The organism is Rhizobium sp. NFR03 (genome assembly GCF_900111275.1).
Classification (GTDB): domain Bacteria; phylum Pseudomonadota; class Alphaproteobacteria; order Rhizobiales; family Rhizobiaceae; genus Ferranicluibacter.
On the sequence record NZ_FOGR01000005.1, the window covers coordinates 137676 to 154322 of the forward strand.

Here is a 16647-nt window from a genome sequence, read left to right on the forward strand (position 1 = left end):
CGGGACCGGCAGTGAAGCTGTCCGCGCGGCGCTGTGCTCGCCGTTTGTGGCGACACTGTCGTTGATGCCGGTTCGTGCCGATCACGGCTGGGTTCAGTGACCGGCGTCCTGCGCACCCGCCGCCAGTAGCCCCGAGACGTAAGGCGCGAACGATCGCCAGCACTCGACCCGGAAAGCGGTGTCGCCTGTCCGGTAGAGCACGATCTCGGCCTTGCCGAAGACGGTGCGTGAGCAGGCGCCGACGGGGAAGGTTTTGAGCGAGAGGTCCTGCGGGCAACCGGCATTGATGGCGGCGGCGGCGCCGGAACCTTCCACGAGAATAGCTGTGTTGCGGTGGGAGATGTCGGTTGCCGAGTGCAGAACGCCCGCGGAGGCTGCAAGGCTCGGCAGATCGGCTTCCGTCTCGTCGATGACGAGCCATTCGTCGGGCCCGAGCCAGAGGGCGTGGCGGGTGCCGCTCGTGACGGACGCCTTCGGGCGGGTCGGCAGCGAAAGGCCGAGGGCTGTCGAGAGCGCATCGACGGCATCCGGCTTCGCGCGGAGCGAGAGACGGCTTGCGGGCGTTGCCAGCGTCAGGCGGACAGTGGCAGAGCCGCCGTGAAAGCCGCGAAGCGGCAGGGTGCGTGTCGCGAGATCAGCCATGGATGCGGCCACCTTCCTTGTCAAAGAACACCATGTCGCTCACCTCGACGGCGATCGTCCGGTCGGCCATCGGCACGTAGAGGGTTTGGCCGAGCCGCGCCTTGCCGCCAGCAACCACCGCCATGGCGATGGAGCGCCCGCAGTTTTCCGACCAGTAGGACGAGGTGACATGGCCGAGCATGGCCATGGGCTTGGGCTGGTTGGGGTCGGCAACGATTTGCGCGCCTTCCTCCAGTACGACGCCGGGATCCTTCGTCAACACGCCGACGAGCTGCTTGCGGCCCTCGCGCACGAGATCGGGACGCTTCATGCCACGGATGCCGACGAAGTCCGTCTTCTTTTTGCCGACCGCCCAGGAGAGGCTCGCATCATCCGGCGTCAGTGTACCGTCGGTATCCTGGCCGACGATGATGTAGCCCTTTTCCGCGCGCAGGATGTGCATGGTCTCCGTGCCGTAGGCGCAGCCATCGATGGCCTCGACGCGTTCGCGGATCGCGTTCCAGACGGCCGGGCCGAAGTCGGCGGGAACGTTCACCTCGAAGCCGAGCTCGCCGGTGAAGGACATGCGGAAGAGGCGCGTGGGTACACCGCAGATCCGGCCTTCAGCCACGCTCATATGCGGGAAGGCCTCATTGGAGATGTCGATGCCTTCCACCAGTGGCGCGATGATCTCGCGTGCCTTGGGGCCTTGCAAAGCGATGACGGCCCACTGTTCGGTCGCAGACGTCAGCCAGACGTCGAGGTGCGGAAACTCCGTCTGAAGGTAGTCTTCCATGTGGTGCATCACGCGGGCGGCACCGCCGGTCGTGGTGGTCACATGGAACCGATCGTCCGACATCCGGCCGACGACGCCGTCGTCATAGATGAAGCCGTCTTCCCGCAGCATGATGCCATAGCGACAGCGGCCGGGCTTCAGCGTATCCCAGCTGTTGGTGTAGATCAGATTGAGGAAGGCAGCCGCATCCGGGCCGACGACCTCGATCTTGCCGAGGGTGGACGCGTCGAACATGCCGACCGTTTCGCGCACCGTTCGGCATTCGCGGTTAACAGCGGCATGCATGTCCTCGCCGGGACGGGGATAGTACCAGGCGCGCTTCCACTGGCCCACATCCTCGAAAGCCGCGCCCATGGCCTCTTCAGCCTCGTGCATTGCCGTCTTGCGCGTGGGATCGAACAGGTCGCCGCGGGAATGGCCGATCAGCGTACCGAAGGTCACGGGCGTGTAAGGTGCGCGGAAGGTGGTGAGGCCGACCTCGGGAATGCCGCGACCCAGCGTTTCCGCCGCAATGGCGAGACCATGGATGTTGGAAAGCTTGCCCTGATCCGTTGCCATGCCGTTGGTGGTGAAGCGCTTGATATGTTCGATCGAGTGCATGCCTTCGCGAACCGCGAGCCGGATATCCTTGGCGCAGACGTCGTTCTGAAAGTCGATGAAGGCTTTCACGTCGTCCTCAGGCCCGGCGCCATAGGCGGCGCCCGCCATGCCGCCTGTCCAAGCGAAAGCCTGGGTGCCCGTCAGCTCCGTGCGCGAGCTGGCCGAGAAGCCTGCCGCCTGTGCCGCAAGCTCGCCACCGGCGACAGCTTCGGCCAGGGTCGCCCCGATGTCGGTGGTGCCGTTGCAGGCGCCGACCGAGACGCAATCCTGCGCATAGATGCCCGGCAGGAACCGCTGTGTTTCCGCATCGAAGGCTACTTTGCCGCGCGATTGCGAGAACATGTGCACCGAGGGTGTCCAGCCGGAGGAGGTGATGAGCGCATCCACCGGGATCGAGCGGGCGCTGCTGCCGCCGCTGACGCGACGAACCGTTATGGAGGAGACGCGCAGCTTGCCCTTTGTGTCGGTCACGGCGTGGCCGGTGAGGACCTCGATTCCGAGGGATTGTGCCTCTGCCAGAACAGCGGCTCCCGGCTGCTCGCGGCTGTCGACGATGGCGGGAATGGCGATGCCGGCACGGTGCAGGTCGAAGGCTGCCTCGTAGGCGCTGTCGTGGGCGGTATAGACGCCGACCTTGCGGCCGACGGCGACACCGAAATGGTTGAGGTATGTGCGCGCGGCAGAGGCCAGCATGATGCCGGGGCGGTCGTTATTGGCAAACACCATATGCCGCTCGATGGCGCCGGTGGCGATGATGACGCGCTTGGCGCGCACCTGCCAGAGCCGCTCGCGCGGGGCGGTGCGGGCCGGGCGGGACACATGGTCGGTGACGCGTTCGGCAAGCGCGACGAAGTTCTGCGCGTAATAGCCGAAGGCGGTCGTGCGGGTCAGGAGCGTGACATTGTCCATGGCGGCAAGCCTGCGGGCGGCATCCTGCGCCCAGCCATAGCCGTCCTGGCCGTCGATCGTGACGCCCGCATCGTAATGCAGTGCGCCACCCACCTCCGGCTGCTCGTCGCACAGGATGACCCGCGCGCCGGTGGCTGCGGCCGCAAGAGCGGCCGTCAGGCCGGCAACGCCGGCACCCATGACCAGCACGTCGCAATGGGCGTAGCGGCTGGCATACTCATCCGTGTCCTCTTCTGTCGGCGACACGCCGAGGCCGGCTGCGGCGCGGATGCGAGGCTCGTAGATATTCTTCCACGCCTGCTTCGGCCACATGAACGTCTTGTAGTAAAAGCCGGCGGCGAAGAAGGGCGCCAGAATGTTGTTGATGCCGCCAACGTCGAAGGTGAGCGAGGGGTAGCGGTTCTGCGACGCCACGGTCATGCCGTCGAAGACTTCCTGAACGGTGGCGCGCACATTCGGCTGGCGGCGGGCATTGTCGCGCATCACGTCGATCAGCGCATTCGGCTCTTCCGGGCCGGCCGAGACGATGCCGCGCGGGCGGTGGTACTTGAACGAACGACCGACGAGATGGACGCCGTTCGCGATGAGCGCCGAGGCCACCGTGTCGCCCTGGAGGCCCTGATAGGTGCGGCCGTCGAAGGTGAAGCGCGCCGTCCTCGCAGGGGTCAGGCGTCCCTTGCCGGGGATACGGTTCGCACCACCCATGCTGTCGGCTTTCGCAGTCCGATTGGCGCCGCTCATTCCGCGCGTCCTTCCGTGGCTTCGTAGGTTTCGACGACGGTCTCGTCGGTCATGGCGGCAATCGGCAGGGATGGCTTCGGTTCGCCCGCCTTGTATGTCGTCAGGAACCGGTCGCTGACGGTGTCGCGCGCCGCGTTGAAGAACCGGCCGCAGCCGGCAATGTGACGCCAGCGCTCGAAGATCAGGCCCTTCGGATTGTCCCGCAGAAAGAAATATTCCTGAAATTCCTCGTCGGAAATGGACGCGATGTTTTCCGGCCGGGCGATATGGGCGTCACCGGCTGCGCGAAACTCGAGTTCGGAGCGCTCTTCCTCGCAATAGGGGCAATGGATCAAAAGCATGGGCGTGTTCCTGATGCGGGATGGGGCAGGCGACGGCAAGAGCGAGCGGGGGCGGCCATCCTCAGTGCGCCACGGCCGCGGCTGCCGCCTCGTCGATCAGGCGTCCGGTGCGGAAGCGATCGAGCGTCAGGCCTGCCGCCAGTCGGTGCGGCTCGCCCTTGGCAATGAGGTGGGCGAACAGGTTCGCCGAACCCGGCGTCGCCTTGAAGCCGCCTGTGCCCCAGCCGCAATTGACGAAGAGGTTGGGTACGGGCGTCACGCCCTGGATGGCCGAGCGGTCCGGCGTGTTGTCCGTGATCCCGCCCCACTGGCGCATCATCTTGACGCGGCGGAAGATGGGGAACAATTCGCAGATCGCATCAAGCGTATGGGTGATGATCTGCAGGCCGCCGGTCTGGGAATAGGAATTGTATTGGTCGGTGCCGGCGCCGATCACCAGCTCGCCCTTGTCGGACTGCGAGATATAGGCATGCACCGTGTTCGACATGACGACGCAGGGGAAGATCGGCTTCAACGGTTCCGAGACCAACGCCTGCAACGGCACGGAATGCAGCGGCACGCGGACATCTGCCATGGCCATGATGACGGAGTTGTGGCCGGAGGCGGAGACGCCGATTTTCTTCGCGCCGATGAAGCCGCGATTGGTGTCAACGCCCGTGACCGCACCATCCGGCCCGCGGCGGATGCCGGTCACTTCACAGTTCTGGATGATGTGGACGCCGCGGTCGGAGGCCGCGCGAGCATAGCCCCAGGCAACGGCGTCATGGCGCGCCGTGCCGCCACGACGCTGCAGCGCGGCGCCGTTGATGGGGAAGCGGGCGGAAGCGGAGATGTCGAGCGGCGGACAGAATTCCTTCGCCTGCTCGGGCGAAAGCCACTCGTTGTCGATGCCGTAGAGACGGTTGGCATGGATATGGCGCTTGAAAACCTGCTGGTCGTGGATGCCGTGCGACAGCATCATGACGCCGCGCGGCGAGTACATGACGTTGTAGTTCAGGTCCTGCGACAGGTTTTCCCAAAGCTTCAGCGAGTGCTCGTAAATGTCCATGCTTTCGTCATAGAGATAGTTGGACCGGATGATGGTGGTGTTGCGGCCGGTATTGCCGCCGCCGAGCCAGCCTTTTTCGAGCACCGCGACATTGGTGATGCCGTGTTCCTTGGCAAGATAATAGGCAGCACCCAGGCCATGGCCACCGCCGCCGATGATGATCGCGTCATAGGCGGCGCGGGGCTCGGGAGAGACCCATTGCGCTTCCCAGCCCTTGTGCGCCCGCATGGCTTCGCGTGCCACGGCAAAAACCGAATATTTGCGCATTCGCCTCATCTCCTGTTCGGGATGCCCCGATCCGTCTGTCCAACACATCGCAAATCGAGACGCGTCGCAACGTCCATTTTGCGACGTGGCAGCCCCTCACTTTCGACACTGCGAAAATGAGAGGGCTTAAGGGCATGTCATGGCGCGACTGAGGCGGGCCGGCCTCCCGAAGTGGCGTTCTTGTGCGCTGGATGTCTCGAAACGACGCCTTTATCCGGCGCGGGTGGACTTTGCGGCATTCATCTGCTACTTGCCGCCCATCATCGCTGGGCTTGAGCCTTTGCGATCAATCATCCATGCCATCCGGCGGTGCCTCACGTGCTGCCCCGGGTTCGGCCCATACACAGTAGCCTGAGCGTGTCTCGGCTCGATATCAAGGAATGTGAAACTTGCAGGTACTCGTTCGCGACAACAATGTTGATCAGGCGCTTCGCGCACTGAAGAAGAAGCTCCAGCGCGAAGGCGTCTTCCGTGAAATGCGCGCTCGCGAAGCTTACGAGAAGCCGTCGCAGCGCCGCGCGCGCGAAAAGGCCGAAGGCATCAGCCGCGTTCGCAAGCTGGCTCGCAAGCAGGCCCAGCGCGAAGGCCTTTTGCCGATGCCAAAGTCGGCAGCCAAGTTTGCGGCCAAGGCACGCTGATCGGCGCCTGCTCAGGTGAATGTTGATGGCGGAGGCGGTAAGCGCCGCCGCCTTTTTTGCATGTGTCGGGCCGGCTTTTCCTGAGACGGCTCGGTTCACGATCGTCTGATGGCGCATTGTTTTGATGTGGCGCGGTAGACGACCTGTCTGCGACATGTCATCAAGGTCGGTATCCGATGGCTGATGTATTCGCGGCGGATACGGCGCTTGCGTGAACGAACCGCGCATTTCGGCGTTACCGTCGCAAGCGGGACGAAGACCGCGGACATATGACATGCCTGTGGCATTCTTGATTTGAGGGATCGATCTTGACATCGACTGTGACGACAGAGGGTTTCGCCGGCCGGGACGTGTCCCGCAAAGGCACGCAGCGCTCCAGCCGCCTGGGCATCCTTTCCGCGCTCGGAGCAGCGCTGCTTCTGTCGGCCTGCCAGACGGATCCGTCCAGCGACAGCACGCTTCAGGTCGAGCGGGCGCAGGGCTCCGAGCAGAACATTGCTTCGCTCTCCGGCGTCATCAACAGCAATCCCAGCGATCCCGAAGGCTACAATGTGCGCGGTTCGGCCTATGGTCGCGCCGGTGAATTCCGCCGCGCGATTGCCGATTTCAACAAGGCGATCGAGCTTAACCCGCGTTTCTATCAGGCCTATGCCAACCGGGCGCTGGTCGAGCGCAACATGGGCGATCTCGCCGAAGCGCTGGCCGACTATAATTCGTCATTGCAACTGAACCCGCGCTACGATGTCGCCTATATCGGCCGCGGCAATCTCTATCGCCAAAGCGGACGGCTGGATCAGGCTTTTGCCGACTTCAACAAGGCGATCGAGAACGATACGACCGATCCGCGCGCCTACCACAATCGCGGCCTGATCTATCAGGCGCGCAACCAGCATGGTCAGGCGATCGAGGATTTCTCGACCGCGATCTCGCTTTCGCCGAGTTCGCCGGAACCCTACAACGGCCGTGGCATTTCCTACGTCGCCCAGAACGACGACGATAACGCCTTTGCCGATTTCAACACGGCCATTAACCTCAACGGCAGAATCGCGGAATCCTGGGCCAATCAGGCTCTGGTCTACGAGCGTCGCGGAGAAAAGGCGAAGGCCCAGCGCTCCTACGGCCATGCCCTGCAGCTGGACCCGAAATACGAACCTGCCCGGGCAGGTCTAGCGCGCGTCAAGGCGGCAACCTGAAGCTTTACAAACCTGTTTCACAATAAAAACGCCGCTTCGAAGCGGCGTTTTTCGTTTATGGCTCAGGCCGAAGGTGTGGCCGGGCTCCTGCTTTTAAAGGCTGGAGCCCGGCTTACGATCAGGTAATGACCGTCGGCTCCGTGCGCCCGGTCCGTTCCTTGATGCCAGCCAGCGTATCGGCGGCTTCGATCAGGTCGGCGAGAGCGACCTGGGTATCGACGTCGTGCTTTGCCGCATCCGGCTCGAAGCGCTCGATGTAGACGCGCAACGTCGCACCCGATGTGCCGGTGCCCGACAGGCGGAAGACCACGCGGGAGCCGCCTTCGAAGAGGATGCGGATGCCCTGATTGTTGCTGACGGAGTGATCGACCGGGTCGTGATACGAGAAATCGTCGGCCTTCTCGATCGTGAGGTCGCCCAGTTTGCGGCCGGGCAGGGTGCCGAGTTGGGCACGCAGCGCATCCATCAGGCCGTTGGCGGCAGCGGAATCCACCTCTTCGTAGTCATGGCGCGAATAATAGTTGCGGCCGTAGGTCGTCCAGTGCTCGCGGGCGATATCGATGACGCTCTCCTTGCGGACGGCAAGGATGTTCAGCCAGAGGAGCACGGCCCAGAGACCGTCCTTCTCGCGGACGTGGCTGGAGCCCGTGCCGGCACTTTCCTCGCCGCAGATCGTCGCAAGACCCGCATCGAGCAGGTTGCCGAAGAACTTCCAGCCGGTCGGCGTTTCGTAGATGCCGATGCCAAGCTTTTCGGCCACGCGGTCCGCAGCACCCGAGGTCGGCATGGAGCGGGCGATGCCGGCAAGACCCTTTGCGTAACCGGGCGCCAATGTCGCATTTGCGGCGAGCATGGCGAGGCTGTCGGACGGTGTCACGAAAATGCCCTTGCCGATGATGAGGTTACGGTCGCCGTCGCCATCCGAGGCGGCACCGAAATCGGGCGCATCGTCGCCCATCATTTCCTCGTAGAGCGCGCGGGCGTGGACGAGGTTCGGGTCTGGATGATGACCGCCAAAGTCGGGCAGGGGCACGAAGTTCAGCACGGAACCCTTGGCGGCTCCAAGACGGTTTTCGAGAATCTCCTTGGCATAGGGGCCGGTGACGGCGCTCATGGCGTCGAAAACGATGCGGAATCCCCCGGCGAGGTGGGCACGGATAGCCGGAAAATCGAACAGGGTTTCCATCAGTTCGGCATAATCGGAGACCGGGTTGATGACCTGCACGGTCATGCCCGCGACCTCCTGCTCACCTTCGGCGTCGAGATTGATGTCCGCGACATCGGCGATCTTGTAGCGCTCGATGGTCTTGGTGTGTGCGTAGATCGCGTCCGTCACCTTCTCCGGTGCCGGACCGCCATTGCCGATGTTGTACTTGATGCCAAAGTCTTCGGTCGGACCGCCCGGATTGTGGCTGGCGGAGAGAACGATGCCGCCGAAGGCTTCGTATTTGCGAATGACATGGGAGGCTGCGGGGGTGGACAAAATGCCGCCTCGACCGACGAGGACACGGCCGAAGCCGTTTGCTGCTGCCATCTTGATGGCGATCTGGATGACTTCGCGGTTGTAGAACCGGCCGTCGCCGCCGATGACCAGCGTCTTACCCTCGAAGCCTTCGAGGCTGTCGAAGATCGACTGGATGAAGTTCTCTGCGTAGTTCTGCTGCTGGAACACCGGCACCTTCTTGCGAAGCCCCGACGTTCCGGGTTTCTGGTCGGTGTAAGGGGTCGTGTTTACGGTTTTCGTCATGATTCAACCTTTCGCAAGAAGACCGGCATAAAGCGCGGCATAGCGCGTGGCACTCATATCCCAGGAGACATCGGATTTCATACCGCGCGCTTGCAGGCGCGCCCAGATTTTTGGCTGGCGCCACAGGGAAAAGACGCGGCGGAGCGCCAGCCGCAGGCTTTCCTCTGAAACGGGGGAGAAGAGGAAGCCGGTCGCGACATTCGCTGCCACGGCAGCCTCGTTGGCATCGATGATCGTGTCGGCAAGGCCACCCGTGCGGGCGACCACCGGCACGCAGCCGTAGCGCAGGCCGTAGAGTTGTGTCAGGCCGCAGGGCTCGAAGCGCGAGGGCACGAGAATGGCGTCCGCGCCGGCCTGCAGGAGGTGCGACAGCGGTTCGTCATAGCCGACGACGAGGCCGACACGGCCGGGATGAACGGCGGCTGCGGTTCGAAACGCGGCTTCGAGCGCCGGATCGCCCGAGCCGAGGACGGCCAGCGTCCCGCCATTCTCGACGATCATGTCCACGACCCCGGCCAGAACGTCCATGCCCTTCTGGTCGGTCAACCGGCTGACGACGCAGAAGAGCGGACCGTCTGTCGCCACGAGGCCGAAGCGCTCGCGCAGGGCATCGCGGTTGGCCGCCCGCTTTTTGAGGCTGGCTGAAGCATAGTTTGCGGCGATGTGCGGGTCGGCGGCGGGGTCCCATACATCCGTGTCGATGCCGTTGACGATGCCGTGCAGGTCGGCACTGCGGCTGGCAAGAACGCCCTGCAGGCCCATGCCGAATTCGGGGGTCAGAATTTCCTGCGCATAGGAGGGGCTGACGGTGGTGATGGCCGTTGCCGCCATCAGACCGCCCTTGAGGAAGGAGACATCGCCGTAATATTCCACGCCCTGCACCGAATAGGCGCTCCAGGGCAGAGCGAGTTCGGGAAAGGTGCTGGCCGGGAACTGGCCGCGGAAGGCGATGTTGTGGATCGTCAGGACGGTCGGCACATGGGCCGCACCACCCTGCGTCATGTAGACGGGGGCAAGGGCTGCCTGCCAGTCATGGCAATGCACGAGGTCCGGCGTCCAATCGGGCAGGACGCCGCGTGCGATCTCGGCTGCCGCCAGCGACAAGGCGGCAAAGCGGCGAAAATTGTCAGCGTGGTCGAGCCCTCGGGCGTCGAGATAGGGGCCGCCCGGACGATCGAACAAGGCGGGCACATCGAGAACGAGGAGATCGAGACCGTCATGTTCGGTTGCCAGAACCGCAGCGGGGTGACCGAACAGCGTGTCGAAACCGCCGAGCCGCGTCGTCTCCCCGATCTTCGCCATGACGGCGGGATAGCCCGGCAGCAGCGTGCTCATGCGAATGCCGTGCGGTTTGAGCGCCGCGGGCAGAGCGCCCGCGACGTCGGCAAGGCCGCCGGTCTTGATCAGCGGAAAGACTTCGGAGGCGACCGAAAGGACGTTCATCGTCCTCACAGTCCCAGCTTGTCGATCATCGGCTGTGTAATCAGGCAGATGCCGTTTTCCGAGCGTCGAAACCGCTTGGCGTCGAATTCGGGATCCTCACCGACGACGAGACCTTCCGGAATGACGACACGACTGTCGATGACGACGTTCTTCAGCTGCGCGTGACGGCCGATCTTGACGCTCGGCAGGATGACGGCGCCATCGAGGCGGGAGAACGAGTTCACGCGAACGCCGGTGAACAGCATGCTGCGGTTGAGCGACGCCCCGGAGATGATGCAGTCGCCCGACACCAGCGACGACGTCGCTGACCCGCGCCGGTTCTCGTCGTCATGGACGAACTTGGCCGGCGGCTTGATTTCGGCGAAGGTCCAGATCGGCCAGGTGCTGTCGTAGATGTCGAGTTCCGGCGTGACATGTGTCAGGTCGATATTGGCCTGCCAGTAGGCATCGATCGTGCCGACGTCGCGCCAGTAGGCCTCGCGCTCGAAATCCGAGCGCACGCAGGACTCGTTGAAGCGGTGGGCGATCGCCTTGCCGTGCTGGACGATGTAGGGAATGATGTCCTTGCCGAAGTCGCGGCTGGAGGTCGGGTCGGCGGCATCGCGGCGCAAAATGTCCATCAGGAACTTCGTGTGGAACACGTAGATGCCCATGGACGCCAGCGCCATCTCCGGATTGCCGGGGATGCCCGGCGGGTCGGACGGCTTCTCGACGAAGGCGATGATGCGGTCCTTCTCGTCCACATGCATGACGCCGAAGCCGGTCGCTTCCATGCGCGGCACTTCAAGGCAGCCTATGGTGACGTCGGCGCCGCTGTCCACGTGCTGCTGGAGCATCAGCTCGTAGTCCATCTTGTAGATATGGTCGCCTGCCAGGATGACCATATACTCGACGCCGTGGTCCTCGATGATGTCGATGTTCTGGTAGACGGCATCCGCCGTGCCTTCGTACCACTGCGTTTCCGAGACACGCTGGGAAGCAGGCAGGATGTCGAAGCTTTCGTTTCGCTCGGGTCTGAAGAAGTTCCAGCCGTTTTGCAGGTGGCGGATCAGCGAATGCGCCTTGTACTGCGTCGCGACGCCGATGCGGCGGATACCCGAGTTCATCGCGTTCGACAGCGCGAAATCGATGATGCGCGCCTTGCCGCCGAAATAGACGGCAGGCTTGGCCCGACGGTCCGTCAGCTCCTTCAGACGGCTTCCGCGGCCACCGGCCAGAACGTAAGCCATGGCGTCGCGGGCCAGCGGCTGTATGCGTTTTTCCATTATTTCCTCCCGATTTTGCGGTCTCTTGGCCCGTCTGCGCGCCCTCTCAAACGGGCCGACCGGCATTATGCTTTTGTCCAGGCCGACCGAACGGCCTGTCCGTTTAGTCCTGCTCCAACATCAGCGTGGCGAGCGGCGGCAATGTCAGGTTCGCCCGGATCTCGCCGGATGCGGTGCGCACGGCATGAACCACACCGCCATTGCCCTTGCCGCTGCCGCCGTAGATCTCGGCATCCGTGTTGACGATCTCGCGCCAGCGACCTTCGCTCGGCAGGGGGATCGAGTAGACCTCGCGGTAGACGGGCGTGAAGTTCGATATGACGGCGACAGCCTTCTGACCGGGTGCCTTGCGCAGCCAGGCAAAAACGGAATTATTGCTGTCGTCGGCAATCAACCATTCGAAGCCTTCGCCTTCGCAATCGCGTGCATGCAGCGCCTGCTTGTTCCGATATGTGCCGTTCAGGTCTCGGATCAGGCGGCGCATGCCCTGATGCAGGGGATATTCGAGCAGGCTCCAGTCCAGGCCGCGCTCCTCCGACCATTCCGCCCATTGGGCGAATTCCTGCCCCATGAACAGGAGCTTCTTCCCGGGATATCCCCACATGAAGCCGTAATAGGCGCGAAGATTGGCGAATTTTTGCCAATCGTCACCCGGCATCTTCGCAACAAGCGATCCCTTGCCGTGCACCACTTCGTCGTGGGAAAGCGGCAGTACGAAATTCTCGCTGAAGGCGTAGACGAGGCCGAAGGTCAGGTCGTTATGGTGATGCTTCCGGTGGATCGCGTCACGTGCAAGATATTGCAGCGTATCGTGCATGAAGCCCATGTTCCACTTGAACCCGAAACCCAAGCCGCCGGTATGGACGGGTGCCGAGACGCCGGGCCAGGAGGTGCTTTCCTCGGCGATGGTCAGGATGCCGGGATGGCTGCCGTACACCTCCTTGTTCATCGTCTGGAGGAAACGCACCGCGTCGAGATTCTCGTTGCCGCCATACTCGTTCGGAACCCACTCCCCGTGCTTGCGGGAATAGTCGAGATAGAGCATGGACGCGACCGCATCGACGCGCAGGCCGTCGAGGTGGAACTTCTCTGCCCAGTAGAGCGCGTTGTTGACGAGATAGGAGAAGACTTCGGCCCGGCCGAAATTGTAGATCGCCGTGTTCCAGTCGGGATGGAAGCCCTGACGGGGGTCTTCGTGCTCGTAGAGCGCCGTGCCGTCGAAGTTGCGCAGGCCGTGCGCGTCGACCGGGAAATGCGCTGGCACCCAGTCGAGGATGACGCCGAGGCCGACCTTGTGCGCGCCGTTGACGAAACGGGCAAAGCCTTCCGGCTCGCCGAAGCGGGCCGTGGGCGCATAAAGGCCTGTTGTCTGGTAGCCCCAGGAGGGGTCGTAAGGGAACTCGCTGATCGGCAGGAACTCGATATGGGTGAAGCCCATGTCCACGCAGTACGGGATTAGCCGGGCGGCCATCTCGTCCCAGCTGAGGAACGCGCCATTGTCGCCGCGCTGCCAGGAACCGGCGTGGACCTCGTAGATGGAGATCGGCTGGCGGCGCGCGTCGGCCGACGCCCAGTGCGCGCGATGCGCTTCGTCTTCCCAGGCTTGAGCAATCTCGGGCGTGGTGATCGAAGCCGTCTGCGGCCGCAGTTCAGACCGGCGTGCGAAGGGGTCGGCCTTCAGCGGCTGCAGATGTCCGTCCTGCCCGACGATTTCGTACTTGTAGGGTGTTCCCGGGGGTACATCGGGAATGAAGATTTCCCAGATGCCTGTGTCGAGACGCAGTCGCATGACGTGGCGGCGCCCGTCCCAGGCATTGAAGGCGCCGACGACCGATACGCGGCGCGCATTGGGTGCCCAGACGGCGAAGTGAAAGCCATCGACACCTTCATGACGGACCGGGTGGGCGCCGAGCTTGTCGAACAGGCGAAGGTGGGAGCCCTCACGAATGTAGTAGTCGTCCATGGGCCCAAGAACCGGGCCGAAGCTGTATGGGTCCGTGACCGTCCAGCTTCCGCCGTGGTTTTCGGCCTTGTAGCGCACAGGCTGGACCTTGCGAAGGCTGATCGTGCCTTCGAAGAAACCCGCTTCATGGCGAAGCGTCAATGGGCCCAAATCCTTGCCGGACAGCGTCTCGACCGAGACGCTGGTGGCGCCCGGCAGAAAACAGCGGACGACGATATCCTTGCCGACCGCATGAGGCCCGAGGCTTGCAAACGGGTTGGTATGCGTACCTTCAATGAATGCTGCTACCTCGTCATCCGGCAGACGCGCCGGTGACGAGGCCTCTTTCAGCTCGGAGGTCATCCGGCTCTCCAAATTTCATCGGCATACTGCCGAATCGTCCGATCGGAAGAGAACCAGCCCATCCGTGCGGTATTGCGGATGGTCTTGCCATACCACTGCTTGGTATCCGTCCAGATGGCGTCGACTTCACGTTGCGCCTTGGCATAGGCATCGAAATCAGCCGCGACCATGAACCAGTCGTGCGAGTAGATCCCGTCGATCAGGCCGGAGAAACGGTTGCGGTCATCGGGCGAGAAAACGCCGGATGCGATCGCCTGAAGCGCCTGCGAAAGCTCGCGCGAAGCATCGATGACGGCCCGAGGTTCGTGGCCTTCCTGACGCAGGTTGGAGACTTCTTCCGCGGTCATTCCGAAAATCTTGATGTTCTCCTCGCCGACGCAATCGCGCATCTCGACATTGGCGCCGTCCAGCGTGCCGATGGTGAGCGCACCATTCAACGCGAACTTCATGTTTCCGGTTCCCGACGCTTCCATGCCGGCTGTCGAAATCTGCTCCGAGAGGTCGGCGGCGGGAACCATAATTTCCGCCAGGGAGACGTTGTAGTTCGGAATGAAGACGACCTTCAGCAGCCCACGTACTGCCGGGTCGTTGTTGATGACCCGCGCAACGTCGTTCGCCAGCTTGATGATGAGCTTGGCATTGTGATAGCTCGGCGCCGCCTTGCCCGCGAAGAGTTTGACACGCGGAACCCAGTCGAGTTCCGGATGCGAGCGGATCTGGTCGTAGAGCGAGATCGCCTCGATGATGTTCAGCAGCTGGCGCTTGTATTCGTGGATGCGCTTGATCTGGATATCGAACATGGCTGACGGGTCGATGCGGATACCCATCCGGCTCTGGACGAGCTGGGAGAGCCGCACCTTGTTGTCCCGCTTGATGGCCCCGAAACGCTCCTGAAAGACCGCATTGTCTGCATGCGGATCGAGTGCCTTCAGGGCTTCTGCGTCGTCCATGAAGTCGTCGCCGATCGTCTCGCGGATCAGCGAGAAAAGCTCGGGATTGCACTGCATCAGCCAGCGGCGCGGGGTAATGCCGTTGGTCTTGTTGTTGATGCGCTTGGGGTAGAGTTTGTGCAGATCGGCAAACACGGTGATCTTCATGAGATCCGTGTGCAGCGCGGAAACGCCATTGATCGAGTGAGAGCCGACAAAGGCGAGGTTGCCCATGCGGACGCGGCGGTCGCCGCTTTCGTCGATTAGCGAGATGTTGCGTACCTGCTGGTCGCTGTAATCCGGCAGTTTGCGGGCCTCGAGCAGGATCTTAGCGTTGATCGCGTAGATGATCTGCATGTGACGCGGCAGCAGACGTTCGAACAGCGGCACCGGCCATGTTTCCAGGGCTTCGGGCAGCAGCGTGTGGTTGGTGTAGGAGAAGGTACGGCGTGCGAGATCCCAGGCGGTATCGAAATCGACGCCGTGGACGTCCGTCAGCAGGCGCACAAGTTCGGCAACCGATACGGCCGGGTGCGTGTCGTTCAGCTGGATGGCGACCTTGTCCGGCAGGGAGGTGAAATCGGGATACTGCTGGAGATGGCGCCGGAGGATGTCCTGAAGCGAGGCGGAGGAGAAGAAGAACTCCTGACGCAGACGCAGCTCCTGACCGGCCGGCGTCGCATCGGCCGGGTAGAGGACGCGCGCAAGCGCCTCGGCCTTGTTGCTTTCTCGCAGGGCGCCGATGTGGTCGCCGGCGTTGAAGGCGTCCAGCAGGATGGGGTCGATGGGATGCGCGCTCCAGAGGCGCAGCGTGTTGGTGCGCTTGCCGCGCCAGCCGACGACCGGCGTATCGCAGGCCGTGGCGATGACACGCTCGGCCGGCTTCCAGACGTAGCGCGTCAGTTCTTCGTCGATATTGACCGTCTCGACCGATCCGCCGAAGCCGATCTCATAGGAGCTTTCGCGGCGCTCGAACTCCCAGGGGTTGCCGTGCGCCAGCCATGTTTCCGGCAGCTCCACCTGCCAGCCATCGGCCATCTGCTGGCGGAAGAGGCCGTGCACGTAGCGGATACCATAGCCATAGGCGGGAATATCGACGCTTGCCATGCTTTCCATGAAACAGGCGGCAAGCCGGCCGAGACCGCCATTGCCCAGCGCCGCATCGGGCTCCAGCTCGGCAATCACGTCGATATCGACACCGAAGGACGCCAGCGCTTCCTTCAACTCGTCCATCAGGCCGATATTGGTGACGGCATCGCGCATCAGGCGACCGATCAGGAACTCCAGCGACAGATAGTAGACGCGCTTGGAGCTTTCGGCATAGGCCTTGCGGGTGGATTCCATCCAGTTGTCGGTGATCCGGTCGCGCACGACCAGAATTGCCGCCGTCAGCCAGTCATGCGGCTTGGCGACTTTCGGGTCCTTGCCGATACGATAGGTCAGGCGCTCGATGATCTCCTGCGCCAGGATTTCGGCGCTCGACTCGCGGCGCGCGGCGTTCGGAATATTCTCATTGGAGATACGGCTGACCATGGATCCGGGCTACCCTTCAGGACGTTGTTCCGACACTACCGAAGGCGCCTGCCGACGGAGAATTTCAGCAATGTATGCACCGATACGAAGCGCTTGCAATAAGTGTTTTCAAGAGGATGTAAAATGAAGCCGGAGGAGGGCGGCATGCGCGCGATGTCGTAAGGCTTCATGAACGCCGCTTTCGATCCGGGTGCCGCTACGCTGCTTTTTTCGCCCAGTTTCGACCTTGGCTGTCCGTTGCGGCATGTGGTCCGCAACAGCAAAAACCCGC

11 protein-coding genes are annotated in these 16647 nt (G+C 63.0%); 2 read left to right on the top strand and 9 right to left on the bottom strand.

Annotated elements, in window-relative coordinates; translation table 11 throughout:
- Positions 1–93 precede the first annotated feature (93 nt).
- From BSG19_RS17000 to BSG19_RS17015, 4 genes are all read right to left on the bottom strand, one after another.
- Positions 94–642 carry a sarcosine oxidase subunit gamma gene (locus BSG19_RS17000; protein WP_092989235.1) on the bottom strand — a complete coding sequence of 183 codons (549 nt, stop codon included), beginning with the start codon at positions 640–642 and terminating at the stop codon, positions 94–96.
- The gene (locus BSG19_RS17005) at positions 635–3631 is read right to left on the bottom strand and encodes a sarcosine oxidase subunit alpha (RefSeq protein ID WP_092989453.1); all 2997 of its coding nucleotides are present in this window, start codon (positions 3629–3631) and stop codon (positions 635–637) included. The genes BSG19_RS17000 and BSG19_RS17005 overlap by 8 nt, the downstream gene beginning before the upstream one ends.
- 32 nt (positions 3632–3663) lie before the next feature.
- Positions 3664–4008, bottom strand: a complete 345-nt coding sequence (locus BSG19_RS17010) for a sarcosine oxidase subunit delta (protein ID WP_092989236.1) — start codon at positions 4006–4008, stop codon at positions 3664–3666.
- A 61-nt stretch (positions 4009–4069) separates the two neighbouring features.
- Complete coding sequence (locus BSG19_RS17015; protein ID WP_092989237.1) at positions 4070–5323, bottom strand: sarcosine oxidase subunit beta family protein; 1254 nt, start codon at positions 5321–5323, stop codon at positions 4070–4072.
- 389 nt (positions 5324–5712) lie between these two features.
- On the opposite strand from BSG19_RS17015, the gene rpsU reads away from it, so the two are divergent.
- Positions 5713–5961 (top strand): 30S ribosomal protein S21, encoded by a 249-nt coding sequence (rpsU, locus tag BSG19_RS17020; protein ID WP_062595880.1) that lies wholly within the window; start codon positions 5713–5715, stop codon positions 5959–5961.
- A 350-nt stretch (positions 5962–6311) separates the two neighbouring features.
- Positions 6312–7154 (top strand): tetratricopeptide repeat protein, encoded by an 843-nt coding sequence (locus BSG19_RS17025; RefSeq protein WP_244529310.1) that lies wholly within the window; start codon positions 6312–6314, stop codon positions 7152–7154.
- Positions 7155–7272: 118 nt separating this feature from the next.
- Here the strand turns inward: BSG19_RS17025 and BSG19_RS17030 are convergent, their stop codons facing one another.
- From BSG19_RS17030 to BSG19_RS17050, 5 genes are all read right to left on the bottom strand, one after another.
- Positions 7273–8901 (bottom strand): alpha-D-glucose phosphate-specific phosphoglucomutase, encoded by a 1629-nt coding sequence (locus BSG19_RS17030; protein WP_092989239.1) that lies wholly within the window; start codon positions 8899–8901, stop codon positions 7273–7275.
- A gap of 3 nt (positions 8902–8904) precedes the next feature.
- Positions 8905–10344 (bottom strand): glycogen synthase GlgA, encoded by a 1440-nt coding sequence (gene glgA / locus BSG19_RS17035; RefSeq protein ID WP_092989240.1) that lies wholly within the window; start codon positions 10342–10344, stop codon positions 8905–8907.
- Positions 10345–10349: 5 nt separating this feature from the next.
- Entirely contained in the window at positions 10350–11612 is a 1263-nt protein-coding gene (gene glgC / locus BSG19_RS17040; protein ID WP_092989454.1) for a glucose-1-phosphate adenylyltransferase, read from the bottom strand.
- A gap of 100 nt (positions 11613–11712) precedes the next feature.
- Positions 11713–13914, bottom strand: a complete 2202-nt coding sequence (gene glgB, locus BSG19_RS17045) for a 1,4-alpha-glucan branching protein GlgB (RefSeq protein WP_092989241.1) — start codon at positions 13912–13914, stop codon at positions 11713–11715.
- Entirely contained in the window at positions 13911–16376 is a 2466-nt protein-coding gene (locus tag BSG19_RS17050; RefSeq protein ID WP_092989242.1) for a glycogen/starch/alpha-glucan phosphorylase, read from the bottom strand. The genes glgB and BSG19_RS17050 overlap by 4 nt, the downstream gene beginning before the upstream one ends.
- Positions 16377–16647: the final 271 nt, after the last annotated feature.